The organism is Paucibacter sp. KCTC 42545, from assembly GCF_001477625.1.
GTDB lineage: Bacteria > Pseudomonadota > Gammaproteobacteria > Burkholderiales > Burkholderiaceae_C > Paucibacter_A.
Map to the genome: position 1 here is coordinate 4,133,433 of NZ_CP013692.1, position 24,031 is coordinate 4,157,463.

At 65.0% G+C, this 24,031-nt stretch carries 20 protein-coding genes; 5 read left to right on the top strand and 15 right to left on the bottom strand.

Annotation, left to right across the window (positions count from 1 at the left end; translation table 11 throughout):
* Positions 1–50 precede the first annotated feature (50 nt).
* Together AT984_RS17685 and AT984_RS17690 are read right to left on the bottom strand one after the other, a co-directional pair.
* Complete coding sequence (locus tag AT984_RS17685) at positions 51–848, bottom strand: helical backbone metal receptor (RefSeq protein ID WP_058721232.1); 798 nt, start codon at positions 846–848, stop codon at positions 51–53.
* Entirely contained in the window at positions 845–1,792 is a 948-nt protein-coding gene (locus AT984_RS17690; protein WP_156422088.1) for a hypothetical protein, read from the bottom strand. Before AT984_RS17690 ends, AT984_RS17685 begins: the two co-directional genes overlap by 4 nt.
* A gap of 244 nt (positions 1,793–2,036) precedes the next feature.
* Between AT984_RS17690 and AT984_RS17695 the strand changes: the two genes are divergently transcribed.
* Positions 2,037–2,525, top strand: a complete 489-nt coding sequence (locus AT984_RS17695; RefSeq protein WP_058721234.1) for an RNA recognition motif domain-containing protein — start codon at positions 2,037–2,039, stop codon at positions 2,523–2,525.
* 171 nt (positions 2,526–2,696) lie between these two features.
* Here the strand turns inward: AT984_RS17695 and AT984_RS17700 are convergent, their stop codons facing one another.
* The 5 genes from AT984_RS17700 to AT984_RS17720 all read right to left on the bottom strand — a co-directional run bounded on the left by AT984_RS17700 (position 2,697) and on the right by AT984_RS17720 (position 8,371).
* Positions 2,697–5,030, bottom strand: a complete 2,334-nt coding sequence (locus tag AT984_RS17700; protein ID WP_058721235.1) for a carbohydrate binding family 9 domain-containing protein — start codon at positions 5,028–5,030, stop codon at positions 2,697–2,699.
* A 284-nt stretch (positions 5,031–5,314) separates the two neighbouring features.
* Positions 5,315–6,094, bottom strand: coding sequence for an SDR family oxidoreductase (locus AT984_RS17705; RefSeq protein WP_058721236.1), 780 nt, complete (start codon positions 6,092–6,094; stop codon positions 5,315–5,317).
* Positions 6,091–6,798 carry an LPS export ABC transporter periplasmic protein LptC gene (gene lptC / locus AT984_RS17710; protein ID WP_082680136.1) on the bottom strand — a complete coding sequence of 236 codons (708 nt, stop codon included), beginning with the start codon at positions 6,796–6,798 and terminating at the stop codon, positions 6,091–6,093. The genes AT984_RS17705 and lptC overlap by 4 nt, the downstream gene beginning before the upstream one ends.
* A complete protein-coding gene (locus tag AT984_RS17715) occupies positions 6,798–7,382 on the bottom strand; it encodes a KdsC family phosphatase (protein ID WP_058721238.1) in 585 nt (194 codons plus the stop codon). The genes lptC and AT984_RS17715 overlap by 1 nt, the downstream gene beginning before the upstream one ends.
* Positions 7,382–8,371 carry a KpsF/GutQ family sugar-phosphate isomerase gene (locus tag AT984_RS17720; RefSeq protein ID WP_058721239.1) on the bottom strand — a complete coding sequence of 330 codons (990 nt, stop codon included), beginning with the start codon at positions 8,369–8,371 and terminating at the stop codon, positions 7,382–7,384. The genes AT984_RS17715 and AT984_RS17720 overlap by 1 nt, the downstream gene beginning before the upstream one ends.
* A gap of 267 nt (positions 8,372–8,638) precedes the next feature.
* Here AT984_RS17720 and AT984_RS17725 point away from each other — a divergent pair, with 267 nt between their 5' ends.
* On the top strand, positions 8,639–9,340 hold the full coding sequence (locus AT984_RS17725) for a substrate-binding periplasmic protein (protein WP_197418153.1): 702 nt from the start codon (positions 8,639–8,641) through the stop codon (positions 9,338–9,340).
* A gap of 105 nt (positions 9,341–9,445) precedes the next feature.
* On the opposite strand, the gene AT984_RS17730 is transcribed toward AT984_RS17725, so the two are convergent.
* The 5 genes from AT984_RS17730 to AT984_RS17750 all read right to left on the bottom strand — a co-directional run bounded on the left by AT984_RS17730 (position 9,446) and on the right by AT984_RS17750 (position 16,473).
* Entirely contained in the window at positions 9,446–10,717 is a 1,272-nt protein-coding gene (locus tag AT984_RS17730) for a Glu/Leu/Phe/Val family dehydrogenase (RefSeq protein ID WP_058721241.1), read from the bottom strand.
* Positions 10,718–10,923: 206 nt separating this feature from the next.
* Positions 10,924–13,503: a zinc-dependent metalloprotease gene (locus AT984_RS17735; protein ID WP_058721242.1), complete on the bottom strand. Its 2,580-nt coding sequence runs from the start codon at positions 13,501–13,503 to the stop codon at positions 10,924–10,926.
* Between the two features lie 188 nt (positions 13,504–13,691).
* On the bottom strand, positions 13,692–14,411 hold the full coding sequence (locus AT984_RS17740) for a hypothetical protein (protein WP_197418154.1): 720 nt from the start codon (positions 14,409–14,411) through the stop codon (positions 13,692–13,694).
* A 400-nt stretch (positions 14,412–14,811) separates the two neighbouring features.
* Complete coding sequence (locus AT984_RS17745) at positions 14,812–15,954, bottom strand: ABC transporter substrate-binding protein (protein WP_058722431.1); 1,143 nt, start codon at positions 15,952–15,954, stop codon at positions 14,812–14,814.
* Positions 15,955–16,008: 54 nt separating this feature from the next.
* A complete protein-coding gene (locus tag AT984_RS17750; RefSeq protein WP_058721243.1) occupies positions 16,009–16,473 on the bottom strand; it encodes a MarR family winged helix-turn-helix transcriptional regulator in 465 nt (154 codons plus the stop codon).
* A 123-nt stretch (positions 16,474–16,596) separates the two neighbouring features.
* Between AT984_RS17750 and AT984_RS17755 the strand changes: the two genes are divergently transcribed.
* Entirely contained in the window at positions 16,597–17,835 is a 1,239-nt protein-coding gene (locus tag AT984_RS17755) for a flavin-dependent oxidoreductase (protein WP_058722432.1), read from the top strand.
* A gap of 142 nt (positions 17,836–17,977) precedes the next feature.
* Here AT984_RS17755 and AT984_RS17760 read toward each other — a convergent pair whose 3' ends face one another.
* The 3 genes from AT984_RS17760 to AT984_RS17770 are packed head-to-tail and all read right to left on the bottom strand — an operon-like array spanning position 17,978 to position 21,137.
* Positions 17,978–19,195: an ABC transporter permease gene (locus AT984_RS17760; RefSeq protein ID WP_058721244.1), complete on the bottom strand. Its 1,218-nt coding sequence runs from the start codon at positions 19,193–19,195 to the stop codon at positions 17,978–17,980.
* The gene (locus AT984_RS17765) at positions 19,192–19,896 is read right to left on the bottom strand and encodes an ABC transporter ATP-binding protein (RefSeq protein ID WP_058721245.1); all 705 of its coding nucleotides are present in this window, start codon (positions 19,894–19,896) and stop codon (positions 19,192–19,194) included. The genes AT984_RS17760 and AT984_RS17765 overlap by 4 nt, the downstream gene beginning before the upstream one ends.
* Entirely contained in the window at positions 19,896–21,137 is a 1,242-nt protein-coding gene (locus AT984_RS17770; protein ID WP_197418156.1) for an efflux RND transporter periplasmic adaptor subunit, read from the bottom strand. Before AT984_RS17770 ends, AT984_RS17765 begins: the two co-directional genes overlap by 1 nt.
* A 287-nt stretch (positions 21,138–21,424) precedes the next feature.
* On the opposite strand from AT984_RS17770, the gene AT984_RS17775 reads away from it, so the two are divergent.
* Entirely contained in the window at positions 21,425–21,955 is a 531-nt protein-coding gene (locus AT984_RS17775; RefSeq protein WP_058721247.1) for a GNAT family N-acetyltransferase, read from the top strand.
* Between the two features lie 51 nt (positions 21,956–22,006).
* Complete coding sequence (locus AT984_RS17780; protein ID WP_058721248.1) at positions 22,007–24,004, top strand: cation:proton antiporter domain-containing protein; 1,998 nt, start codon at positions 22,007–22,009, stop codon at positions 24,002–24,004.
* The last annotated feature ends 27 nt before the right edge of the window (positions 24,005–24,031 follow it).

The window sequence follows — 24,031 nt, forward strand, 5'->3', positions numbered from 1 at the left end:
CCGCATTGTCTGCGCACTGCAGCCCCCTCAGGCTGGCGCAAACCCCGAAATCAGCCCGCTGTTTGCGCCAGCCGGCACAAATAGTCCAGACCGGCGGCCGCGCGCGGGCCGTACCAGCTCAGCAGCTCACCATCCACTAGTTCCACGCGGGCCTGCGGGCACAAGGTCTGCGCCTCGGCCAGATGGCTGGTGTCGAAGCGATAGGGCTCCGAGCTGAGCAGCACCCGGTCGATCTGCGCCAGCCAAGGCTCGTTGCCCTGCAAGACCGGGTAGCGCGCAGCGCCGGATTCGCCGCCCCAGACCTCGGGCCATGTCTGCCAGCCCACTTCGGCCAGCATGCGGGCGATGTAAGTGTCTCGCGCCACCGTCATCCAGGGCTCACGCCAGATCAGATAGAGCACCCGCTGCGCCGGCCAGACCTGGCTGCGGCAACGTGCCAGCGCGGCGTGCAAGTCCTGCTGCAACTCAGCGCAGCGCTGCGCCACGCCCGGCAAATGGCCGAAGGCGGCAAGCATTTGCGCCAGCAGTTCGAGGTTGTCTTGCGGGCCCTGCGGATGGGTAACGATGAGCTGCGGCACGAACTCGCGCAGCGCCTCGGCGGTCTCGGCCCGGTTCTCGTCCACATTGACGATCACATGGCTGGGCCGCAGGGCGCGCAATTTGGCCAAATTCACGTCCTTGGTGCCGCCGACCTTGGGGACATCGCTCACAGCCTCGGCTGGATGAATGCAAAAACCGGTGCGCGCCACCAGATAGGGCCGCAAGCCAAGGGCGATTAGCAACTCGGTGACGCTGGGCACCAAGCTGGCAATGCGGGGCGCCGAATCCAATGCCGAGGCCAGGCTCACACCAAGCGGCTTTCGGCGCCACCGGCAGCGCGCTCTTCCGCCTGCGCTGCATCCTGCAAGACCAGAAAGACGGCGCAGCAGCCGCGCAAATACACCAGCGTAGGCAGCACCAGGGCCACAGCGAACACGGTGCCGCCGCCCACCAGGGCCGCCATGCCCAGCGGTGTGGCCGCCAGCGGTGCCCCGGCAGCGCCCAGGCTGCGCAAACCGTAGCCGAACAGGCCGGCCATCAATTGCTGAGCCGGCACATCAATGCCGGTCAGCCACACCACCAGCAAGGCCCAGGCGCGCCCACCGCTCATCACCACCAGGCTGACCAGGGCGCTCACCAGGCCCGACACGGCCAAGGCCGCGGCCATCAGCCCCGCCGCCTCCAGTGGCCCGTGGCGCAGCTGGCGCCACAACATGCGCACTGTCTCCTGCACGCTATTGCCGGCCCAGATGGAAGGCCCCGTCAGCGGCCCCACCAGCACGACGCCGCTGAAAGCCACCACGCCCAGGAACACCACGCCCACCGGCACCAGCAAGGCGAACAAGGCCACACCCACCCAGGGCAGGCGCGCCGCCCACAGCAGCGTCAGCAAAACGCCCACGCCCAAGGCCACCGCCATCAGCAGGATGAACAAGCACAGCAAGACACGCGGCGCGGTGCGCAGTGCAGCGCTGAAAGCATCGGCCACATCGCGAACCGGGCGGCCACGCGCCTGGTCCATCAGCAAGAGGCCGGTGGTGTTGAGGCCCAGAAAAGCACTCACCACCGCCCCGGCCGCCCAAAGCCAGCCCGTCAGGTTGTCTGCCTTGGCCAGGGCCGATTCGGCCGAGGCCAGCATCAAGCCGGCCATGCAAAAGGTCGCCAGCAAGGCATACAAAGCCTGGCCGTTACGCGGGGCATCCAGGCTGGCCAGCACCCGGTTCAAATCCTGCAAACTGATTTTTCTCGACATGGCTTGATCATAGCCAGCCTCTTTTGCAAGCCGTTTTGCCAAACTAATTCACAGTTCGCACGGATTCATCACCAGGGTTTTTTCTAGCTACCGAAAAACAACACTTGGCAGTGTGGGCATGACCTTCGGCTAGACCCATCGCCCATAATGTTTTACCTGTGTTTGGAAGCCGCACCTTCGCTTGAATGGTTCACGATGGGCTGAAGCTCCACATGGTTTTTCTTGGTATTGAAAGGGCTTCCCCATGGGAAACAAGCTTTACGTCGGCAATCTTGCCTATAGCGTGCGTGACGAGTCGCTGCAAGAAGCGTTCTCGCAATTTGGTTCTGTGACCTCCGCAAAGGTCATGATGGACCGTGACACAGGTCGTTCCAAGGGCTTCGGCTTCGTGGAAATGGGCTCTGATGCAGAAGCACAAACGGCCATCAACGGCATGAATGGTCAAGACCTCGACGGTCGCGCCATCGTCGTGAACGAGGCTCGTCCTCGTGAAGAGCGTCCGGGCGGCTTCGGCGGCGGCGGTCGTTCGGGTGGCGGCGGCTTCGGCGGCGGTCGTTCGGGTGGCGGCGGCTTCGGCGGCGGCGGCGGTGGCGGCTACGGTGGTGGCGGCGGTGGCCGTTCCGGTGGCGGCGGCTTCGGCGGCGGTGGTGGCGGCTACGGCGGTGGCGGCGGTGGCCGTTCCGGCGGCGGCGGCGGCTACGGCGGCGGCCGTTCGGGTGGCGGCGGCTATTAATTAGCCCCGGTCTCATCGACCTGCGATGAAAAAGGCACCCTCGGGTGCCTTTTTCTATTTCTGCGCTACCTTTGCGCGGCCCTTGCTCTTGATCAGGTCTAGCGCTGGCCTAGGCCAGGACCGGGCCAGCGCTATTTCCGATGGATGGCTGGGCTCGCCTCGCCCAGCGAATCAACGCTGCCAACCCACTTGAGCCTTGGCAAAGACTTCGGTGCTGCGCTGGCGTGAGGGGCGCTCGTCGGCCTGGCTCATGCCCAGGCTGAACACCCGGTTCAAACCCTGGCGGTGGGTGTAGACCAGCGAGAGATGGTTGCTGCTGTCCTGCGCCGCGTTCAAGCCCAATTCGGCGCGGCGCTGAAACTGGCTGTGCTGGGCAATGGCGCGCAGGGAATCGTGCGGGCTCAGATGCAACACCAGCAAGGTCTGCCAATTGCTGTCGGTGAAGCCACGCTGGCCCTGCGGATTATTCACATAGCTCTGGCCCACTTGCTGCTCCAACTCCAGCCCGAAGCCTTTGGGGCTGGGCAAGCGCAGGCGCGCCTCCAGCCAGAGGCTGGCGCCCCTGCCTAAGCGATCGGCCTCCACATCCAGGCGCCGACCCCATTCAAGTTCAGCATTCACAAAGGTCAGCCAGGCATTGGGGCTGGACTCAAAGCCCAGCAGCACGGTGCGCGGTGCATGCACAGGCCCATCGGACTTGGCGCGCTGCTGATCCAAGCCCAGATGCGCCCAAACGCCGGTATTGCGCTCGCTCGCCAGCCAAAAGCCGGGCTGCAAGCGCCGCTCGATCAAGCGATTGCCCGGCACGCCCAGCTCCGCATCCGCCAGCGTTTGGGCTTGCACCAGCTTGAGTTGCCAATCCAACTCGTAAGCCTGAAAACGCGACCACTCGCCCAGCGGCGCCAAGCTTTGCGAGCCCGCCTTTTGGTGCATATTCAAAGTAACACGCCGAAAGCCAGCCTGGCTGACAAAGCCGTTGTCGTTGGCAAAGCGTGGGCTCACATCCTCCAGGTGCAGCTGATTGCTCCAGTCCTCGCTGCGGTGGCGCCAGGCCAGCCACAGATGATGGCCGGATGCAGCCGGCCCGCTCTGGGCCTGGCCTTGGGCGTCGAAGGCCACGCTGGTGCGCGACCACAGCAGGTGGCCGCGCACCGCATCACCGGCGCCGGGGGCCCAGGCGAAGTCGCTGCCCAGCACCTCGTTGCGGCGGCCCTGGCCATAGTCACGCGATGAAACGAGGCCACCCAAGGTGATGGGCGCCAGTTGCATACGCCCGCGCATAAAGCTGGCTTGCGAGACGCCCGGCTGCGCGAAGCTAGCCGTGCCAAAGGCATTGGCACGCAAGACCTGACCCCCACCGGCATCGCGCAGACTCAGCGCCGTGGCGTCCGCCAAGGCGCCGCGCCAGGTGGCACGCAAGCCCCAGTCGGGGTCGGTGATGGCGCGTGAGTAGAAGGCCGCTAAGCCGCGGTTCTGGCCTTCGTCATCCGGCTGGCTTTGGCCCACCACATCGGTGCTTTCCAAAAAGAAGGGGCGCTTTTCCTGTTGGCTGAGGGCGAAGCGGGTATTGCCCGCCAGCTGCGGCGCGTCCAGCTCGACCTGCGAGAAGTCCGGGTTCAGGGTGGCGTCAATCACCCAGTCGGCGCGCGGCCGCCATTTCAGTTCGCCACCCAGATTCAGGTTTTGGCTGCGGCTGTTCGGCTGACCCGGCTCAGTGACTTGCAAGCGGCGCGCCGTCAGCTCGGGGCGGATGCTGATGAAGCTGCGCTCGCGCACCTGCTCCACCAGATCGTCCAAACCGCCCAGCACCTGCAGTTCGGCGATAAAGCTCAAAGCTTCTTTGGTGAGCGGGGCGCTGAGCATCAAGCTGGTGGCCTCATCGCGCGGCATATTGCGCACCACCATCACGCGCCAGGGCAGGCCCTCGCTGTGCGGGAAGCGCAGCGAGGCCAGCGGCCAACGCAGCTCGATGCTGTAGCCATCGGGCAGGCGTTGTGCGGCGGCTTCGAGCTCGAAGTCGGGCGAAAAGTCCTCCACATCGTCGTCGGCGGTGAACAGCCCATCGGCCAGCACGCCGGACGCGCTGATGCGCACAAACTGGGCCGAGCGGCGCTGGCCCACCGGGTCGATCACCACCGAGACAAAGTCCTGATCGCGGCGCACCCGGTCACGCCGGGTCAGCGGCGCGCGGATCAAGTCCGGCGCGGGGTCGTAGGCGCGGATGCCGAAGATCAGCGCATCCGCACTCGCCACCACCTGCACCGTGGTGCGCCAGGGCGCGGGCTTTTTGTCCTCGGGCTGGAACTGCACAAAGCGGTCGTAAATGGGGGCGCGCTGCCACAGCGCTTCGTCGAGCCGACCGTCAATCACGGGCGGCGTCTCCGTGCTTTTGAGGCGCAGGGCGCGCGGCCCGTCCAGCGGGGCCGGCTCAGCCGCCCATGCAGGCGCAGCCCAAGTCATGGCCATCGTGACCACCAGGGCCAGACCAGAAAGAATCGATTTCATGCGGCAAACAGATCAAGGCATGACGACAGCGAGGTTCGCCTCGCGTCAGCCGGGTCATGGTGCGACGCCTAGCGCGCCGGCGCAGGCCGGGGCACGGGGTCAAGAAAGGCATCATGGCCAGGGAGAAAAATCCCTAGCGAGCAGCCCTAGCAGGGGTGAAGTACTTTCATCATCATGCTTGCCTCCTGATGACCCTGGCTCCCAGGGTGCACCGCTTTTGATCGGGTGCCGCAGTGTAGGCAGCGGCTGGCGCCCGCGCAAGTCAGCGCAGAGCAACAGGCTCGCTACTCGCCCTGGCGATGTTTGCGCGGCCGGCCGACCAAAGCCCGGTCAAAAATGAAGTTAGGCAGCAAACGCAAGAGCCGCGCCACCCAGCCCATTTGCCAAGGGATGACCCGAAAGCCCACGCCCTGCCCGATGGCCGCAAAAGCCTTGGCGGCGAAATCTTGCGCAGGCATTAAGAAGGGCATACGGTAGCGGTTCTCGCGGGTCAGCGGCGTGTCGATATAACCCGGCGCAATCGTCACCACCTTGACGCCGAAAGGCCGGCACTCGCCGCGCAGGCTTTCGCAATAGCTGATCACCGCCGCCTTGCTGGAGCAATAGGCCGCATGGCCGGGCAGGCCACGAATACCGGCCACGCTGGCCACACCCACCAAGGTACCGCTGCCGCGCTCGGTCATGCCCTTGATGAAGGGATGAAAAGTGGCCGCCAGGCCGATATTGTTGGTGGCGTAGACGCGTTGCATCACGGCCAGGTCTTCGTAAATCGCGCTGTCTATGCCCACGCTAATGCCGGCATTGGCGATCACCACATCGGGCAGGCCCTGGGCGGCGATGCAGTCGCGCCCGGCCGCGACGATGGATTCGACCACGCTGACGTCGGCGCCGTAGACGCGAAAGCGCTCCGGACTCAGGCCTTGCGTTTGCGCCCATGCCTGCAACTCGGCCGTGCGCCGCGCCACCAGGGCCAGGCGCCAGCCTTGGCGGTAATACTCCAGCGCCAGCGCTTGGCCCAGGCCGCTGGAGGCGCCGGTGATGTAGGCAAGACCTGTCGTCGTCATCGCTTGCTTCCGGGTTTGGCCACGGGGGTGAACTGCGCCGTGCTGCGGCCGCTGAAACTCAGGCGGCCACTGAGGTTGTCGTACTCAAAGCTCTGCGCCTGGATCACGCCATTGGCATAGCTGATGCGCACGGGCACATGAGAGCGCAGCAACTCGGTGTTGACGAAGGCGTGCAAGAACTCACCGCGTATCTCTAGCTTGGGCGCGGCGGCCACTTCGCCTTGGCTGTCACGCTCAAAGCGCTGCACATGCACATCCCCCATCAGCTGCACCTCGCTGCCGTCGCCGTTGCTGAGCGCGCGGGTGGCGCTGGCCAGGGTCAGGCTGCCGTCGCCGCCGATGGCACGCAGGCGGATGCCGTCGATCTCCAGCGTGTCGTCATCGGCGAAATGGCGCATCTCGGCACCTTCGATACGCACCCGCAGCTTGCCGTCGGCCGCCACTTTCTGCAGATCGAAATTGCGCATGCGGTAGTCAAACACATGGCGAACCGGTTTGGCTTCGCTGGGCTCATCGGGCCGCGGCGTGTGCTTGAGCAGCCACCAACTGCCCGCCGCGAGCAAGGCCATCAGGATCAGCGGCAGATAGGCCGAGAGCAAGGCCTGGAGGCGCCAGATCAGCGGCTGCACCTGACGCGGCGGCCTCAAAACTGTGACGGCCGGCAGCGGCCGGGTGGGCACGGCCGAAGTCGGCCGCGTGGGCATTAGGCCAGCCTCCCGCCGTCCAGCGTATCGAGGTGGCCATTGAGCAAATCAGCATAGCGGCCACAGGCCTGCAGCATCAGGTCGCAGCACTCGCGCGCCGCACCGTGGCCACCGGCCGCGCTGGTGACGTAATGCGCCACCGCCTTGACCTCCGCATGGGCTTGCGCCGGCGCGCAGGCAAAGCCGGCCCGGGTCAGCAAGGGCAGGTCGGGCCAGTCGTCACCCATGGCGGCCACCTCGCCCCAGCTCAGGCCCAGGCTGTCCAGCAGTGGCTGGGCCACGGCCAATTTGTCTTTGGCGCCATAGCTGGCATGGCGCAGGCCCAGATCCGCCACACGGCGGCGCACGGCGGGTGAATCGCGGCCGGTGATGATGATGGGCGTGATGCCGGCCTGATCCAGCAACTTGAGGCCGTGGCCGTCCAGCGTGGAGAAGGCTTTGAAGCTTTCGCCCTGCTCGCCAATGTAGATGCGGCCATCGGTCAGCACACCGTCCACATCGAAAATGGCGGCCTTCAAGCCCAGGCCTTGGCCTTGCGCCTTGACGAGCAAGTCGGTAGAGAATTTCAGTGCGGGGCTCAGCATCAGATCACCTTGGCGCGCATCAAATCATTGATGGTGATGGCGCCTTGCAGCGTCTGCTGCTCGTCCACCACCAGCACCACCGTGATGCGTGCGGCTTCCATCAGCGCGGCGGCATCCACAGCCAAGGCCTCGGCGGCCACGGTGCGGGGCTTGGCGTGCATCACCTGCGCGGCATTCAGCCCGCGCAAGTCCTGACCCTTTTCCACCAAGCGGCGCAGGTCACCGTCGGTGAAGATGCCTTGCACACGATCCGCCGCATCCACCACGATGGCCACGCCCAGGCTCTTGGCCGACATCTCGCGCATCAGCTCGGTAAACGGTGTGTCCAGCGCCACGCGCGGCAGATCAGCGCCGCTGCGCATCAGATCGCGCACATGAGTCAACAGCTTACGGCCAAGCGCCCCACCGGGGTGCGAACGGGCAAAGTCCTCGGGCTTGAAGCCCCGCGCGTCCAGCAAGGCCACGGCCAGGGCGTCGCCCAGGGCCATTTGCGCGGTGGTGCTGGCGGTGGGCGCCAGGTTCAGCGGGCAGGCCTCTTCGGCCACGGCGCTGTCCAACACGATGCTGGCGTGACGCGCCAGGCTGGACTCGGCCCGGCCGGTCATAGCCACAATGGTGACGCCCAAGCGCTTGAGCACCGGCAGCACCACATTCAATTCATCGCTTTCACCGGAGTTGGACAGCGCCAGCACCACGTCATCGGCGGTGACCATGCCGAGGTCGCCATGGCTGGCTTCGCCCGGGTGCACGAACAAAGCGGGCGTGCCGGTCGAGGCCAGCGTGGCCACAATCTTGCGGCCCACATGGCCGCTCTTGCCCATGCCCATCACGGCCACGCGGCCGTTGCAGTTCAACACCGCCTGCACCGCCTGCGCGAAGGCTTCACCCAGCCGGGGGCCGAGATCGGTCAATGCCTGTGCCTCGATGGCCAGGGCTTTGCGCGCGGCGCCAACCGCACGCGCGGCGTCAAATGTGGGAGCTTGGGTCATGGGTGGAAGTATATCGAGGGGGTGGTGCTCGCTGAGTCGGTATGGAAGCAGTGATTGGCCGCTCGGCCTCGGGCCAAGAACAGGGCCGACGACAGCGCCGCGGACCGCCGCACAGCTTGCGCCCGGCTCAAAGCACGGCCTAGCGCCTGCTATGCTCGCCTCGCTTTCTTGCCAATGAGGGGTTCAATGCGCAGCAGGGTCTCGGGGGTGCTTGTCTGGATGCTGGCCGGGTTCGCCAGTTCGCCCGCGCTTGCCGAGGATGTCGCCATGCGCTTCGTCACGGAGCCCTTTCCGCCCTACACCTACGCCGTGAAGGACAAAGCCGCCGGCCCCATGGTCGATGTGCTGCAGGCGGTGTGCGAATTGCTCAAGCGCAGTTGCAAGATCGAGGTACTGCCCTGGCGCCGGGCGCTGAGCCTAGCCCAGCGGGGGGCGGTTGACGGCATCTTCACGATTCTCGACACGCCGGAGCGGCGCGCCGTCTTCCACATCAGCTTGCCCGTGATCGATGCCCGCTACAGCCTGTTCGCCCAAGCCGGCGCAGACTTCCGTTTTGATGGCGACCGCCAGGCCCTCAAGGGGCGCACCATCGGCGTCTACGGCCCGTCCGGCAGCTCCTATGCCTTGGACCAGTTGGTCGAAGGTGTGGCGGACGTGAGCAAGGTGCTGGAGTACGACAACATCAGCGTGCTGCGCAAGCTGGCTGCCGGGCGCTATGGCCCGCAAGGCTTGGTCTTGATCAACGAGGCCGTGGGCCTGGATTTGATTCGCTCGGAAAAACTGTCCGGTCTGCAAGCCGCTGGCACCGTCAAGCAGTTCAGTTATGCCTTTGGCCTGAGCCGGGCGCGCTTGACCACGGCAGATGCCCGGCAGTTCAACGCCGCACTGGCCACCTTGTGCAGCAGTGGCCGCACCGCCGCCTTGCTCAAGCCCTACGCCGTGCCTGCGGCGGCGTGCAAGCATCCTTGATTGACCGGTCCGCCATCAGCCCCACCGGCCCGCCGGAAGCAATGAGAAAGGCCACCCGAGGGTGGCCTTTTTTGTGCACGAAGGCGCCGGGGCGCCGGTTCGATATCAGGGGTAGAGGCCGCGCTCTTCACGCGCTTCCAGCACCCGCGTGCAAGCCACCACGAAGGCGGCGGTGCGCAGAGTGATGCGGTGCTGCTCCGACACATCCCAGATGTGCTTGAAGGCGCCGGTGATGATCTTGTCCAGACGGACATTGATCTCGTCTTCGGTCCAGAAGAAGCTGCTGAAGTCTTGCACCCACTCAAAGTAGGACACGGTCACGCCACCCGAGTTGGCGATCACGTCCGGCACCACCACGATGCCGCGGTCCGCCAGCACGGCGTCGCCGTCCGGCGTGGTCGGGCCGTTGGCGCCTTCCAGCACCAGGCGGGTCTGCAGGCCTTCGGCGCGCTCTTTGCTGATCTGGCCTTCCAGCGCAGCCGGGATCAGGACATCGCTCTTGACCTTCCAGAAGTCTTCGTTGGCGATCTTGTCACCGCCACTGAAGCCGCCCACGCCGCCGGTCTTGGCCACATGGTCGAGCAGGTTTTGCATATCAAAACCGCGCTCGTTCAGGATGGTGCCGGTGTGGTCTTGCACGCACACGATGCGCGCACCGCTGGCCGCGAATAGCTTGGCAGCGATGGAGCCCACATTGCCGAAGCCCTGCACGGCGATACGCGCACCTTCCATCTCGATGCCCAGGCGGCGCATGGCTTCACGGCCGATCACGAACACACCGCGGCCGGTGGCTTGCACACGGCCCAGAGAACCGCCCAGGGCGATGGGCTTGCCGGTGACGACGCCGGTGGCGGTGGCGCCCACGTTCATCGAATAGGTGTCCATCATCCAGGCCATGATCTGGCCGTTGGTGTTGACGTCGGGCGCGGGAATGTCTTGCTGCGGGCCGATGATGATGCCGATCTCGCTGGTGTAACGGCGCGTTACTTTTTCCAGCTCTTTCTTCGACAAGGCCTTGGGGTCGAGGCGAATGCCGCCCTTGGCGCCGCCGTAAGGCAGGTTCACGGCCGCGTTCTTGATCGTCATCCAGGCCGACAAGGCCATCACTTCTTCCAGCGTCACGTCGGGGTGATAGCGCACGCCGCCCTTGCCCGGGCCGCGGGTCAGGCTGTGCTGCACGCGGTAGCCTTCATAGTGGGCGATGGTGCCGTTATCCAATTCGATCGGCACGTCCACGATCAACGCACGCTTGGGGCGGCGCAGGGTCTCGACCCAGCGCGCCAGATTGCCCAGGTAGGGCTCCACCGCATCGATCTGCGAGAGATAAGTGCCCCAAGGGCTGTTGCGGGTGGGCGAGACAAAGGACAGGTTGGGCATGTAATGCTCCGTAACTTTTGGTGGCCCGAACGGTATCAAGACTTGACCCCATCCGTCCCCAAAGTCCGAAGCCGAGTGCACATGCCGCTATGCGGCTTGCGCATAGGGCGTGCGTTCAGCGAGCATTGCTGGCCTGAGGCGGCACGGCCCCCGCCCCTGCCAACGGCATAGTCGGGGCGCAATTCAACGCAAACGGCGCGCTTCGCTCAAGGCATGCCGATCTTCTGCAGCCGCCCCACTTGCAGCGCCATATCGGCGAAGTGCAGGCGGTCAGCCTCGGCCGCGGCACTGCGCGAGGCGGCCTCCAGCCGGGTCTTCAGCGCCGGCAGGCTGGCGTGTAGCCAGGGGATGAAGACGGTGTCGTCACCGGTCTCGACCATGGCCTGGGCGGCGGCCGGTGTCAGCGGCAACTCGGCCCGCAAGGCCTCGGCCATCTTCCTCTCGTCGGCGCCACCCTTGGCCCAAGCGTTCAGCAAGTCCTTGGCCGCGTCGATATAACCGCGCTGCAAAGCGCGCTGGGTCGGGCTGCTGCTCTTGAGATCACCCCAGACCGCGGCGTTGATGTCTTTGCCCAAGTCCAGCGAGGAGTAGGCCACCGGATTGCTGCGGCGCTGGCTCTCCAGCAAGGCCACGGTGGAGCCGGCCATCAAATCGCTGACCATGCCCGCCTGCAGCCGGTCGATGGCGGCATAGCCACCGTAGACCGACACCCGCTCCACCACCGCCGGCGCCGTATAGGGCTCCAGCGAGGCCGCCCCCTCGCCCAAGAGATATTGCACGGCCTGCTTTTGCTCGGCCGCCGGCACCTGCGTGGGCAAGCGGCTCTTGCCATCGTCCATGGCCGGCATCACCCCAGCCAGCAGGCGGTTGACGGACTTCAGCAAGCCGACATGGCGCGACAGCATCACGCCGTAAGTGGAGGCATAGAGCTTGGCATCGCCACCGGTTGCGGCGTCCAGTTGATCCAAGGAGCGCCGCAGATTGGACACGCCCAGGCGGGTGGCTTGCACCCGTTCGGCGCCGGTGTTCTCGGTCAGCACGCGGGGGTCGAGGTGGAAGCGGCTGATCAGCTCGGCCGATTCTTCACTGGCCCAGAACAAGCGGCGGTCACGCGCGAAGGTCTCGGCAAAAGCGGCCAGTTCGCGGCGCTCGCTGGCCGAGTCGCTGCCGAAGCGGCCGTAGCCGTACTTGATGGCGGCAAGATCGTAGGGGCCGATCACGCTCCACAGCTGGGTGATGCCATCGCCCGGCTGCGCCACCTGATTGAAGCGCCCGTAGGCCATGATCGAGCTGTTCGGGCCATAGCGGTTGGCGAACTCGGGCTGGCGCATCTGCGCCACCGTGTGGGCGGTGGACGCAATCTGGTTATGCATCAGGCCCAAGGTATGGCCGACCTCGTGGGCGACGATATAGCTCAGTAGGGCGCCCGACTTTTCGGTGGACAGCGGCAGTGTGCGCGCGCCGGCATCCACGCTGCTGAACAGCGCCCAGTAGTACTGGCCGAAGCCTTCAATCACCGCCGGCCAGATTTGGATATGGGCCGACAGCGTCTCACCCGAGCGCGGATCGGTGACGCGCGGGCCCATCGCATTGATGTTTTCTTGGGGCACCCAGCGGATGACGTTGATGGTGACGTCTTCCGGCGACCATTCCGGGTCTTGCTCGGGCGTGGGCGCATCCAGCACGCGAATGGCATTGCTGAAGCCCGCCGCCTCGAAGGCCGGCAGCCACTGGAGCACGCCGGCTTTGACGTAAGGCTTCCAGCGCTCCGGCATGCCGCGCCCCAGGTAGTAAGTGATGGGCTTGATGGGGTCGCTGAGCGGCGCTGCCGGGTCGGCCTTTTCCAGGCGGAAACGGCCGATCAGCGCTTGCTTGTCTTGGGCGCTGCCGCGCTCGGACTCGAACTCGGTGTAGTCGTTCTGGAAGAAGCCCACCCTCGGGTTGGCCGGGCGGCCCACCATCGGCTGCTCGGGCAAGAACACGATGGAATGGCCCAGCACCACCGACACCGGCTGCGGCCCCGCCATCGGTTCTGACTTCAGCCCGGCCAGAAAGGTGATGTGCGAGCGCACCGTCAGCGCGTCGCCACGCACGCGCACGCCGTCGATGTACGACTTGCTCGGATCGACCGCCGCCGGCACCGCGCCCACCTTGGCCAGGATGCTGCGGCCTGTGGCGGCGCCAATATCGTTGGAGAAGGTGGCCGTCACATCCAGCACCGTGCTGCCATCGGGCAAGCTGCCCACCACGGGAAAGCTGGCGATCAGCGCGCCGGTTTCCGAACTGCTCAGGGCCACATCGATCGGGCGGACCTTGGGATCTGCGCCAGCCGCGCCGGGCGGGTCATTGGCTTGCGCGCCAGGCAAAGTGGGGCCACCCGGCGAGACACCGGCGCGGCGCTTTTGCGTCGTGCTCAGGTCGCGCACATGGATGATGTTGCCCACGCGCTCGAAGCGGGCCAGCAAGCTGCTGACTTGCAAGCCCTTGTCGGCCGTCACCGCACCGGCAGGCACCCGCACCAGCTCCGTGTACCAGAGCAGCGGCTTGCCGACAGCCCCAGGCGGCAGCACGACCAAAGTGCTGGCACCCTTGCGATAAGCGCTGAAGCGCGCGGCGCCAATGCGTTGCGCGCCCTGCAGCACCGCGGCCGTATCGGCCGGCTGCGAAGCGGCGCCGGCAACCGGCTGCGGCACGGCTTGGGCGAATGCGGCGCCAGGGTCAAAGACCAGCGCGGTGATGGCGGCGGTGGCCGCAGCAGCGGCAATCAGCTTCGAGGTGAGAGGCATGAGCTCACTCCTGTATGGGGGCTGGTCGCGGCAGCAGCGGAGCCGCATTCCGGTGGGTCTTGCAATAGGTATGGCGGTGGCCGGTGCAGTGCACTGCGAATTGCGGGGGCTTACGCCACCCGATTAACTTCGACATCTACCTCGGCCTGGCCTTGCGCTCGGCCATATTCGCGGCCTTGCATGTGGCCTTATTCGCTGACGATCTGTCCCTTGGTGCCAGCGTCACTGTCGGTCCAGGTGTCTTCTCCCTTGAGGCGCCGGTCACCTTGAATTCGGTAGGTGATGGTGCCGGTTTTGAAGGTCAGGCCGCCATCGCTGCGCTTGGCTTTGACTTTCTTGCCATTCACCCAAACATGCTCTTTGGCGTCGATGCGGATGGTGGCGACGGTGGCGCCGCTGTCCGACTTGGCCACCCATTGCCCGGCGTAGGGGTTCTGAGCCGTCGGGCTGGCTTTGGGCGCAGCGGCCGCAGCGGGAGCGGCCGCCTCATTGACGAAGCCGGCCTTGGCATTTTCCGCTTTGGTCTTGTGAATGTCGCAGCCCTGGCCTTCAGAGACTTGCGTGCAACCAGAGCGTCCAGCTGCTGCGCGTATTTGGAACTGATGGCATAAGCGCTGGGCTGAATGGCTAGCGCCAACAGGGCTAAAGCCAATGACTTTGCTTTCATGAAACGTCCCTTTCGAGATTGAGTTGCGGGTGAACTGAAGAATAGATTCTTGTTCGCGAGCACCGTCAGAGGCAGTGGCATCGCCGCCATGGCACGGCTGCGCAGCGTGCTCATCAAGGGTCTGGCCAAGCGAAGGAGGCGAGCCGGTCGAACCATCATCAAGACTCCGGTGAAGCGACTGCCCCAGGCGGCGCCAGACACAGTCTTTTCGTCGCGGAGACTCGATGAATCGAGCCTGCATCACGAGGGCGAATTGAGCTGGAAAGCTGGTGTGGGCGCTGAAGCAAAATCAGCATATCACCAACGTGTCGGCGCCAAATGAAGGCTTTATGGCGCCCCAAGCTGGGTCCCTAACTTGAACATGCAGCGCAACTTCTTCTGAGAGTTTGCCGAAGATTCTTAGGCCTTGATGGGCTTGGGATGCGCCAGGCCCATCACTTCTTCCTGCATCACATCGGGGTGATTGCCAGCCTTCATCGTGGTCGATGCTGAACCAAGTCACCTCAGTCGGCAAATCCACGATCAGCGCGCGCTTGGGCCGGCGCAAGGGCAAGCCAAGCGCGGCATCGGCTGCAAAACAAGTTACGTCCGACCTTGTGGGCCGCAAACGCCAAGGCCTCCCGGCCTGAGCGCCGACAACTTTAGTTCGCCAGCTTCCAGTCGCCCTTGTCGATCGTCAGCAAAACGCGCGCATTGTCTTCCAGGCCCCAGTGGTCCTTGGCCGAGTAGCGGATCACACCCTGGGTGATGGTCACGCCCTTGCTGTTCTCCAGCGCGTCCTTGAGCGCGGCGCGGAATTCCGGTGTTCCCGGTTTGCCCTTCTTGAGCGCTACTGGCACCGCGGCCTGCAGCAGCAGGTGCGCGTCGTAGCCATGCGCCGAGAACTGGTTGCGCGTGCCCGCGCCAAACTGCTGCTCGTAGCGCTCAACGAACTCGGTCGCCAGCTTCTTGGAGGGATGCGCCGCAGGCAAAGATTCCGGCATCACCGCCAGCCCAGCCACCACGATCGCACCCTCAACATCCTTAGCGCCCAAACGGATCAGGTCACGCGAAGCGGCGCCATGGGTCTGGTAGATCTTGCCCTTGTAGCCGCGCTCCACGATGGCTTTGTGCGGCATCGCGGCGCCGCTGCCCGACGCGCCGATCAGGATGGCGTCCGGGCGCGCCATGGTGAGCTTGATTGCCTGCGCCGTCACGCTGGTGTCGGACCGTGCGAATCGCTCCGTCGCCAACGAACTAAGGCCGGCCTTCGACGCCAGCGCCTCGAAGGCCTTCAGCCAGGTCTCGCCATAAGCGTCGGAGAAGCCGAGAAAGGCATAGGTTTTGATGCCGCTCTTCTTCATATGCTCAACCAAAGCGGAGGCCATCAGCGGCGTGGACTGCGCCACGCGGAAAGTCCAGGCGTCCTTGCCTTCGGGGAGATCGACCGGCGAGGTCGAGATCTGCACCGTCTGCCCTTCGAGTGCGACAGCCGACAGCGCAATCGAGGCCGGCGTGGCGGTGGAGCCGACGATCACGTCAACCTTGTCCTCGGTGATGAAGCGGCGCCCGTTCTTGACCGACTGCGTCGTGTCGGAGGCATCGTCCAGCATGATGAGCTTGACCTTCTCGCCGCCGATGGTGTCGGGCCACAAGGAGATGCCGTTCTTGGTCGGGATGCCAAGGCCCGAGGCCGGGCCGGTCAGCGGCAGACTCACGCCGATGGTGATATCGGCATGCGCGGCGCCGACGAAGGCATATGCACTCAATATCGCGGCAAGCAAAGGGCGGATCGACTTTTTCATCATCATCATGTCTCCTGGCTAGTTTGAACTAAGGGCACGCCACGCGGCCTGCTTTCAACTCTCGGGGGCACACAGCTTGCGCAGCAGCGCAAGCAGCTGTTCTTTCTCGGCCTGGCTCAAGGCGGCAGAGATACGTTCGTCGTGCTCTTTCACCGCTTGCTTGTAGCGCTTGAGCTGGCGTGCGCCGGCTTTGGTGAGCAGCAAGCTGTAGGAGCGGCGGTCGCCAGAAGCCTGGCGCTCGATCAAGCCCTTGTTCTCGAAGTCGTCGATGATCGCCACCACGCCGGAGCGCGCGATACCCATCACTTCGGCCAGCCGTGTCTGCGAAATTCCGGGGTTGTTCTCAACAATTACCAGCGACGAGAAGCGCTGCGGCGTGATCTCTTCCGCCCCCATGGTCGCGCCGAAATCTTCGTAGATCGACAGCTGCGCACGCCGCACCGCATAGCCGACCAAGTCGTCGAGCACACCGTACGCCACACCGTCGATGCTGGCATTGAAATGAATGCGCTGGGCCAAACCGTCTCCTCGTCTTCGCCCATCCGGCGCTTGTGTTCCACGAAATAACTGTTATAGGATATAACAATTCAGCGTGAACGTCATTCCCAAATGCTGAAGCAACAACATGAATTGGAGACGGGCGTGAAAGTCACAATTGCAGGCGCCGGTATCGGCGGGCTTAGCTTGGCACTGATGCTGCACGAACGCGGCATCGAGGTGGAGATATTCGAGGCCGTTGGCACCATCAAGCCACTCGGCGTTGGCATCAACCTGCTGCCGCACGCCAGCCAGCAACTGTGCAGGCTAGGCCTGGAAGACGCCTTGGCCGCCAATGCGATTGAGACTTCCACCCTGGCCTATTTCAACCAGTTCGGCCAAGAGATCTGGCGCGAAGCCCGTGGCCGCGCGGCCGGCTACGACTCCCCGCAGTTCTCCATCCATCGCGGCGAACTGCAGATGGCTTTGCTGGCGAAAGTGCAAGAGCGCATCGGCAAGGACAAGGTTCACAGCGGCCACGCTTTCGCATCGTTTGAACAAATCGCCGACAAGGTCGTCGGCCAGTTCACGCGCCGTGAAGACGGCGCCACGGTGCTGTCGGAATGCGATGTGTTGGTCGGCGCTGACGGCATCCATTCAGCCGTGCGCAAGTTCCTCTATCCGAATGGCGATCAGCCCCGTTTTTCCGGGCGCATGCTGTGGCGCGCGGTGACGGAAGCTGAGCCCTATATGGACGGGCGCAGCATGTTCATGGCCGGGCATCAGGATCAGAAGTTCGTCTGCTATCCGATCTCGGAGCCCCTACGCCGCGGCGGCCGCTCGCTGATCAACTGGATCGCCGAGTTGCGCGTACCCAATGGCGAATTGCCCAGCACAGACTGGAATCGCAAGGTCGACAAATCCGTCTTCGCGGCGCCCTTCCAGAACTGGAAATGGGACTGGATCGACATCCCCGCCATCATCGACGGCGCCAAGGAAATTTACGAATTCCCTTTGGTTGATCGCGACCCCTTGCCGCGCTGGACTTTCGGCCGCGTCACGCTGCTGGGCGATGCCGCGCATCCGATGTACCCGATCGGCTCCAACGGCAGCGCACAGGCCATCCTGGACGCGCGCTACCTGGCCGACTGCCTGGCGGATGACCCCGACACTTCGTATGCACTGCGCGAGTACGAAGCCGAGCGTCTGCCCAAGACCACCGGCATCGTCTTGCGCAATCGCATGAACGGGCCGGAGCAAGTCATGCAGATGGCCGAGTCGCGCGCGCCACAGGGCTTCACAAACATCGATGAGGTGATTCCGCGCCAAACGCTGGAAGCCATCTCCCAGCGCTACAAGCGCCTGGCGGGGTTCGACAAAGACAGCTTGAAGACGAAGGCCTGAACGAGCGCCCGGCTCACGTTTTGCGCCCTATGCCGCGCCGGCAAGTCGAGCCGGCCATGCCCATCGCGCTCGACCGATTGGCCGAACGGGACTCCGGGCGGGGCCGTCCGACTTCAGGCCGAATGCCGATCAGCTCACAAAATCAATCCTGCCTCAAGCACTCAATCGGCAGCAGCTTGGACGCCCGCCGCGCCGGGTAGTAGCCGAAGAACACGCCCACGCCACTGGCAAAGCCCACCGCCACCAAGATGTGTTTGAAGGCCAGCACCATTTCGAACTTGCCGGTGGCGTTGACAGCCGCCACGCCCAGCGCGGCCAGGCCGAGGCCGATCAGGCCGCCCACCAGGCACAACAGCACCGCCTCGCCAAGGAACTGCCACAGCACATCGCGCGGCTTGGCGCCAATAGCCATGCGGATGCCAATCTCGCGTACCCGCTCACTCACACTGACCAGCATGATGTTCATGATGCCGATGCCGCCCACCAGCAGCGAGATCGCGCCGATCACGCCCAGGCCCAAGGACAAGCCGGTGCCGATGGCGGCGCCGGTCTTGGCAATGCTGGCGAGGTCGGTGATGGCGAAGTCGTCGGGTTTGTCGCCGGTGATGTGGTGGCGGTCGCGCAGCAGCTCGGCCACGTCTTGCTGGGCGTCGGCCATGCCCGCCGCGTCTTTGACTTGCAAGCTGATGTAGTGCACCAGGCCGGGCCGCGCCAGGCGCAGGGGCATGGCACTGATGGGCACCAGCACCAGCTCGCCGAGTTCGGTGCCGTCCAGCGTGCGGCCCGAGCCGCCCATCACGCCGATGATGGTGAAGGGCTGGCCGTCCATGCGCAAGACCTGACCCAGCGGATCACGGCCAGCGTAATGCGTGCTGGCCAGCTTGGAGCCGATCACCACCACGCGGCTGGCAGCCTGCACATCGCGCTCATCCAGCGGCACGCCGCTTTCCACCCGCCAGTTGCGCAGGGCAATCATGGCGGGGGTCACGCCCAGCACGGTCTGGTTGCTATTGCTGTCGCCGTACTGCAGCTGGAAGAAACCTTGCAGCGCCGGCGCCGCACCCTTGAGCGAGGGCAACTGGGCCAGCGCGCGCGCATCATCCACGGTCAGGTTTGGCACCTCGCCGCTGCGCCGGCGCACGCCGCCGCCGTCCACAGGCGTGCCGGGCTGCACGATCAGCTGATTGCTGCCCAGCACCGACAGCTCCTTCGCGATGAAGTTGCGCACGCCATCACCCACGCTGAGCATCATCAGCACCGAGGCGATGCCGATCACCACGCCCAGCATGGTCAGCGCGCTGCGCAGGCGGTTGGCATTGAGCGAGCGCAGGGCTTCGATGAAGATTTGAATCGGGTTCATAAATGCGCCTGTTCCGAGGGCAGGCCGTCAAAGGCCACGCGGCCATCCTTGAGCCGCACCAGGCGCTTGGCCTGCAGGGCGACCTCGGGCTCATGCGTGACCAGCACAATGGTCAGGCCCATCTCGCGGTTCAGCCGCGCCAGAATGGCCAGCACCTCGGCGGTGGTTTGGGTGTCGAGATTGCCGGTGGGTTCGTCGGCCAGCAACAAGGGCGCCTCGTTGGCGAGCGAACGCGCAATCGCCACACGCTGCTGTTGACCGCCGCTGAGCTGGTTGGGCATGCGCCTGGCAAACTCACCCAGGCCCAGCTGATCCAGCAGCTGCTGGCCACGCGCGCGCGCCGCGCTGCGGGGCTTGCCTGCGTAGATCAGCGGCAGGGCCACGTTGTCCAACACCGTCATGCGCTTGAGCAAATTGAAGCTCTGGAACACAAAACCGATTTCGCGGTTGCGCAGGCTGGCGTGTTCGGCGGTGCCCAGCTGGCTAACGTCGCGCCCCTGCAGCAGCAGCTCGCCGCTGTCGCAGCGGTCCAGCAAGCCCATCAAGTTCATCAGCGTGCTTTTGCCCGAGCCGCTGGAGCCCATCAGCGCGAGGTAGTCGCCGCGCTGCACGCTCAGGTCAATGCCGTGCAGCACCGGGGTGACGATGTCGCCGCTGCGGTAGCTCTTGGTGATGCCGCGCAGGGCCAAGACGGCCGACATTACAGCTCCGCCTTGCCGTCCACAGGCACGCGGCGCGTCACCACCGCATCGCCCTTTTTGAGGCTGCCGCTGCTGATCAGCTCGGTGAATTTGGTGTTGGCAATGCCTACCGTCACCTCGTGCGCTTGCAGGCGCTTGTCGGCGTCCAGCGTGTAAACGCGGTAGACCCGCGCGCCACCACGCAGGGTGGAGAGCACGCCGTCGTCATCGGGCCGGTTGACCTGTACAGCGGATGCGGCGGCAGCTGCCGATGCGGGCGCGGAGGCAGCGTTCGCTGCCCCGGCCGCCTTGTCACGATTGAGCTTGAGTTCTTCTTCCGTCGGCACAAAGCGCAGCGCCGCGGTGGGCAGGCGCAGGGCCGTGGGGCGCTGTGCCACCACGATGCGGGTTTGCGCCGTCATGCCGGGTTTGAGCTCACCGTCTTCATTGGGCACATCCACAATCACCGTGTAAGTCACCACGCCCTGGGTATTGGTGGCGTTGAGACGGAATTGCTGCACCCGGCCTTCGAACTCGCGGCTCGGGAAGGCGTCCACCACAAAGCGCACTTGCTGACCTTCGCGCAACTGGCCCACATCGGCCTCGGACACATTGGTCTGGATCACCATTTCACGCAAGTCCTTGGCGATCAGGAACAGCTCCGGCGTCTGGAAGCTGGCGGCCACGGTTTGGCCCACATCCACGCTGCGCTTGATCACCACACCATCCACCGGCGAGCGGATCACGCTATTGGCCAGGTCGGTCTGCGCGGCGTCGAGCTGGGCGCGGCTGACTTCTACTTGTGCCAGCGCAGCGTCCAGCTCACGGCGGCTTTGGTCGCGCTGGGGGGCGGACAAAAAGCCTTGCTTGACCAGGGATTCGTTGCGCTCGTAATTGCCGCGCGTAAAAGCCACCTGCGCCTCGGCCGCGCGCATGCTGGCACTGGCCTGGCGCACCCGGGCTTCAAAGTTGGCCGGATCCAGCCGCAGCAAGACCTGACCCTTTTTGACCTTGTCGTTGAAGTCCACCAGGCGGGTGATGACGGTGCCGCTGACCTGCGAGCCCACCGTCACCACCGTCACCGGCTGCAAATTGCCGTTGGCCATCACCACCTGGGTGATGGCGCCTTCGTCCACCTCGCTGACCCGAAAGGGCGAGGGCTTGGAGCTTTTACCCGCCTGCTGCTGCATCCATCCGGCGCCACCGGCCAGCAGGGCCAGGGCGGCAAGGCCGAGGCTCAGGCGCTTTTTCAACTTGGTCAATTGCTTCTCCTGCCTGCGCTGCTTGAAGGCACGCAGGCGTGGGCTTGGGTTAATGGGCTTGGCCGCATGTCTGGCTGCGGCCCGGCAATTCAAGCGGCTGGGTCGGCAAAGCGGAAAATTTACCTGGCCGCCAATCGCTTTGGCGGGCCGAGTATCTCCGCCTTGCCCGCAGCTGCGCCTCGCCATGCGACGAATTGCCAGCCCGAGCGTTTGACTGGCAGAAAGCCCGGCACCAATGACGAGTGTGAGAAAGTCAGGCATTGCGCTCAACCACAGGAACGCTCGCCATGACCCTGCTCACTACCGCGCGCCTGCGCCTGGAACCGCTCACCGATGCCCACTTCGACGGCCTGCACCGCCTCAACAGCGACCCCGAGGTGATGCGTTACATCACCGGCAAGCCGGACACGCCGGAAGACACCCAGCTGATGATCGACCGGGTCAAGGCGCGCTGGGCCGAATGGGGCTACTCATGGTGGGCCTTTATCGAACAAGACTCGGGCGAGCTGATTGGCGCGGGCTGCATCCAGCATTTGGGCCGGGTGAGCAGCGGCCCGCTTGAAATTGGCTGGCGCCTGCGGCGCGACCGTTGGCACCAGGGCTATGCCAGTGAGGCAGCCCAGCGCATGGCCAGCTTCGCCTTCGATGACTTGAACGCCCCGCTGCTGTGCGCTGTGCGCATGCCTAACAACCTTGCCTCCGGCCGGGTGATGGACCGTCTGGGCATGCGCTACACCGGCATGGAGCATTGGTACGACATGGACATGGCCCGCCACGATGTGACGCGGGCAGATTGGCTGGCGCGCAGCCCGGTCTGAATGACGCTCCCAGCGCAAGATCAAGCGACTCACGCCGTTTAACATCGGCCCATGGTGTCCTCTCTCGATCTTGCCCTGCTTTACCTGGTTGCCGCCGTGCTGGGGGTGGTGGCCTGCCGCAGCTTGAAGCTGCCGCCCATGCTGGGCTATCTGGTGGTGGGCGTGCTGATCGGGCCGCATGCCCTGGCTTTCGCCGGCGACACCGCCAGCATCCGCTACCTGGCGGAGTTCGGCGTGGTGTTCCTGATGTTTGTGATCGGGCTGGAGTTCAATCTGCCCAAGCTGCGCAGCATGCGCACCCTGGTGTTCGGCCTGGGCCTGTGCCAGGTGCTGTTGACCATGCTGGGCGCGCTGGCAGGGCAATGGCTCTTGGACACGGTGGCGGACTATTTCCACCTGCCCTGGGACTTGGGCTGGAAGGGCGCCCTGGTGCTGGGCGCGGCCATGGCCATGAGCAGCACGGCCATCGTGGTCAAGCTGATGGCCGAGCGGCTGGAGCTGGAAAGCGAGCATGGCAAGCGCGTCATCGGCGTGCTGCTGTTTCAGGACTTGGCGGTGGTGCCCTTGCTGGTGATGATTCCGGCGCTGAACAGCAGCGGCGCGGAGATGGCGCAATCACTGGCCTGGGCCAGCCTGAAAGCGATCGCACTTTTGGCCCTGTTACTGGTGGGCGGGCAAAAGGTGATGCGCTGGTGGCTGACCCTGCTGGCGCGGCGCAAGAGCGAAGAGCTCTTCATGCTCAACATCCTCTTGGTCACCCTGGGCCTGGCCTGGCTGACCGAGCATGCGGGTTTGTCGCTGGCCCTGGGCGCTTTTGTGGCCGGCATGCTGATCGCCGAGACCGAATACAAGCACCAGGTGGAAACCGACATCCGGCCCTTCCACGACGTGCTGCTGGGCCTGTTCTTCATCACCATCGGTATGAAGCTGGACTGGCGCTTGCTGCTGGCGCAATGGCCCTTGGTGCTGCTGCTCAGCGTGCTGCCGATTCTGGCCAAGTTCGCTCTCATCACCGGCCTGGCCAAGCTGTTCCGCGCGCCCACCGGCGTGGCACTGCGCACCGGCATCTATCTGGCGCAAGCGGGTGAGTTTGGCTTTGTGCTGCTGACCCTGGCCAGCCAGCATGAGCTGATTCCGCCGCAGTATGTGAGCCCGGTGCTGGCGAGCATGGTGCTGTCGATGCTGGCCACGCCCTTCTTGATCATGTTCAGCAACCGGATCGTGATGAAGCTGTCCAGCAGCGACTGGATGATGCAGTCGCTGCAGCTCACCACCATCGCCAAGAAGGCGATCAAGGCAGATGCCCATGTGATCATCTGCGGCTATGGCCGCAGCGGCCAGAACCTGGCCCGCTTGCTGGAAGGCGAGCACATTCCCTATATGGCGCTGGACCTGGACCCCGACCGGGTACGCCAGGCGGCAGCCGCCGGCCAGAGCGTGGTGTTCGGCGACGCCGCCCGGCTGCAGAGCTTGATGGCCGCCGGCCTGGCCCGCGCCAGCGCGGTGGTGGTGAGCTACCCCGACACGCCCTCGGCCCTGAAGATCTTGCATCTGGTGCAGCAGCATGCGCCGCAAGTGCCGGTGGTGGTGCGCACGATTGACGACAGCGATCTGGAACGCCTGCGCGCCGCCGGCGCCACCGAGGTGGTGCCCGAGGCGATCGAAGGTTCGCTGATGCTGGCCAGCCATGCGCTGGCCCTGGTGGGCGTGCCGATGCGGCGCGTGATCCGCCTAACCCGTGACGCGCGAGATGCTCGTTATGGACTGCTGCGTGGCTACTTCCATGGCGCCGACGACGACACCGCGGAAGACCGCCATCACGCCCGCCTGCGCTCGGTCACCTTGCCGGCGGCCAGCGCCTACGCCGGCCAAGCCTTGGCCGTGTTGGCGCTGCACGCCACCGGCGTGTCGGTAGTGTCGCTGCGCCGGGCCAGTGGTGCGGTGGTACCAGCCAGCGACACGCTTTTGCTCAGCGGTGGCGACACATTGGTGCTGGCCGGCGTGCCGGAGGCACTGGCCCTGGCTGAGGAAAAGCTGCTGCGAATTTGATCCGCCGCCAGCTTGCTGGACTTTTGG

Excerpts from the sequence above, each read along its gene's own strand:
- AT984_RS17730 (WP_058721241.1), bottom strand. The coding sequence starts at position 10,717 with ATGCCCAACCTGTCCTTTGTCTCGCCCACCCGCAACAGCCCTTGGGGC.
- AT984_RS17715 (WP_058721238.1), bottom strand. The coding sequence starts at position 7,382 with ATGCTGAGCCCCGCACTGAAATTCTCTACCGACTTGCTCGTCAAGGCG.
- AT984_RS17690 (WP_156422088.1), bottom strand. The coding sequence starts at position 1,792 with ATGTCGAGAAAAATCAGTTTGCAGGATTTGAACCGGGTGCTGGCCAGC.
- AT984_RS17705 (WP_058721236.1), bottom strand. The coding sequence starts at position 6,094 with ATGACGACGACAGGTCTTGCCTACATCACCGGCGCCTCCAGCGGCCTG.
- AT984_RS17745 (WP_058722431.1), bottom strand. The coding sequence starts at position 15,954 with ATGAAAAAGTCGATCCGCCCTTTGCTTGCCGCGATATTGAGTGCATAT.
- lptC (WP_082680136.1), bottom strand. The coding sequence starts at position 6,798 with ATGCCCACGCGGCCGACTTCGGCCGTGCCCACCCGGCCGCTGCCGGCC.
- AT984_RS17720 (WP_058721239.1), bottom strand. The coding sequence starts at position 8,371 with ATGACCCAAGCTCCCACATTTGACGCCGCGCGTGCGGTTGGCGCCGCG.
- AT984_RS17735 (WP_058721242.1), bottom strand. The coding sequence starts at position 13,503 with ATGCCTCTCACCTCGAAGCTGATTGCCGCTGCTGCGGCCACCGCCGCC.
- AT984_RS17780 (WP_058721248.1), top strand. The coding sequence starts at position 22,007 with ATGGTGTCCTCTCTCGATCTTGCCCTGCTTTACCTGGTTGCCGCCGTG.
- AT984_RS17740 (WP_197418154.1), bottom strand. The coding sequence starts at position 14,411 with ATGCAGGCTCGATTCATCGAGTCTCCGCGACGAAAAGACTGTGTCTGG.
- AT984_RS17695 (WP_058721234.1), top strand. The coding sequence starts at position 2,037 with ATGGGAAACAAGCTTTACGTCGGCAATCTTGCCTATAGCGTGCGTGAC.
- AT984_RS17700 (WP_058721235.1), bottom strand. The coding sequence starts at position 5,030 with ATGAAATCGATTCTTTCTGGTCTGGCCCTGGTGGTCACGATGGCCATG.
- AT984_RS17765 (WP_058721245.1), bottom strand. The coding sequence starts at position 19,896 with ATGTCGGCCGTCTTGGCCCTGCGCGGCATCACCAAGAGCTACCGCAGC.
- AT984_RS17760 (WP_058721244.1), bottom strand. The coding sequence starts at position 19,195 with ATGAACCCGATTCAAATCTTCATCGAAGCCCTGCGCTCGCTCAATGCC.
- AT984_RS17725 (WP_197418153.1), top strand. The coding sequence starts at position 8,639 with ATGCGCTTCGTCACGGAGCCCTTTCCGCCCTACACCTACGCCGTGAAG.
- AT984_RS17775 (WP_058721247.1), top strand. The coding sequence starts at position 21,425 with ATGACCCTGCTCACTACCGCGCGCCTGCGCCTGGAACCGCTCACCGAT.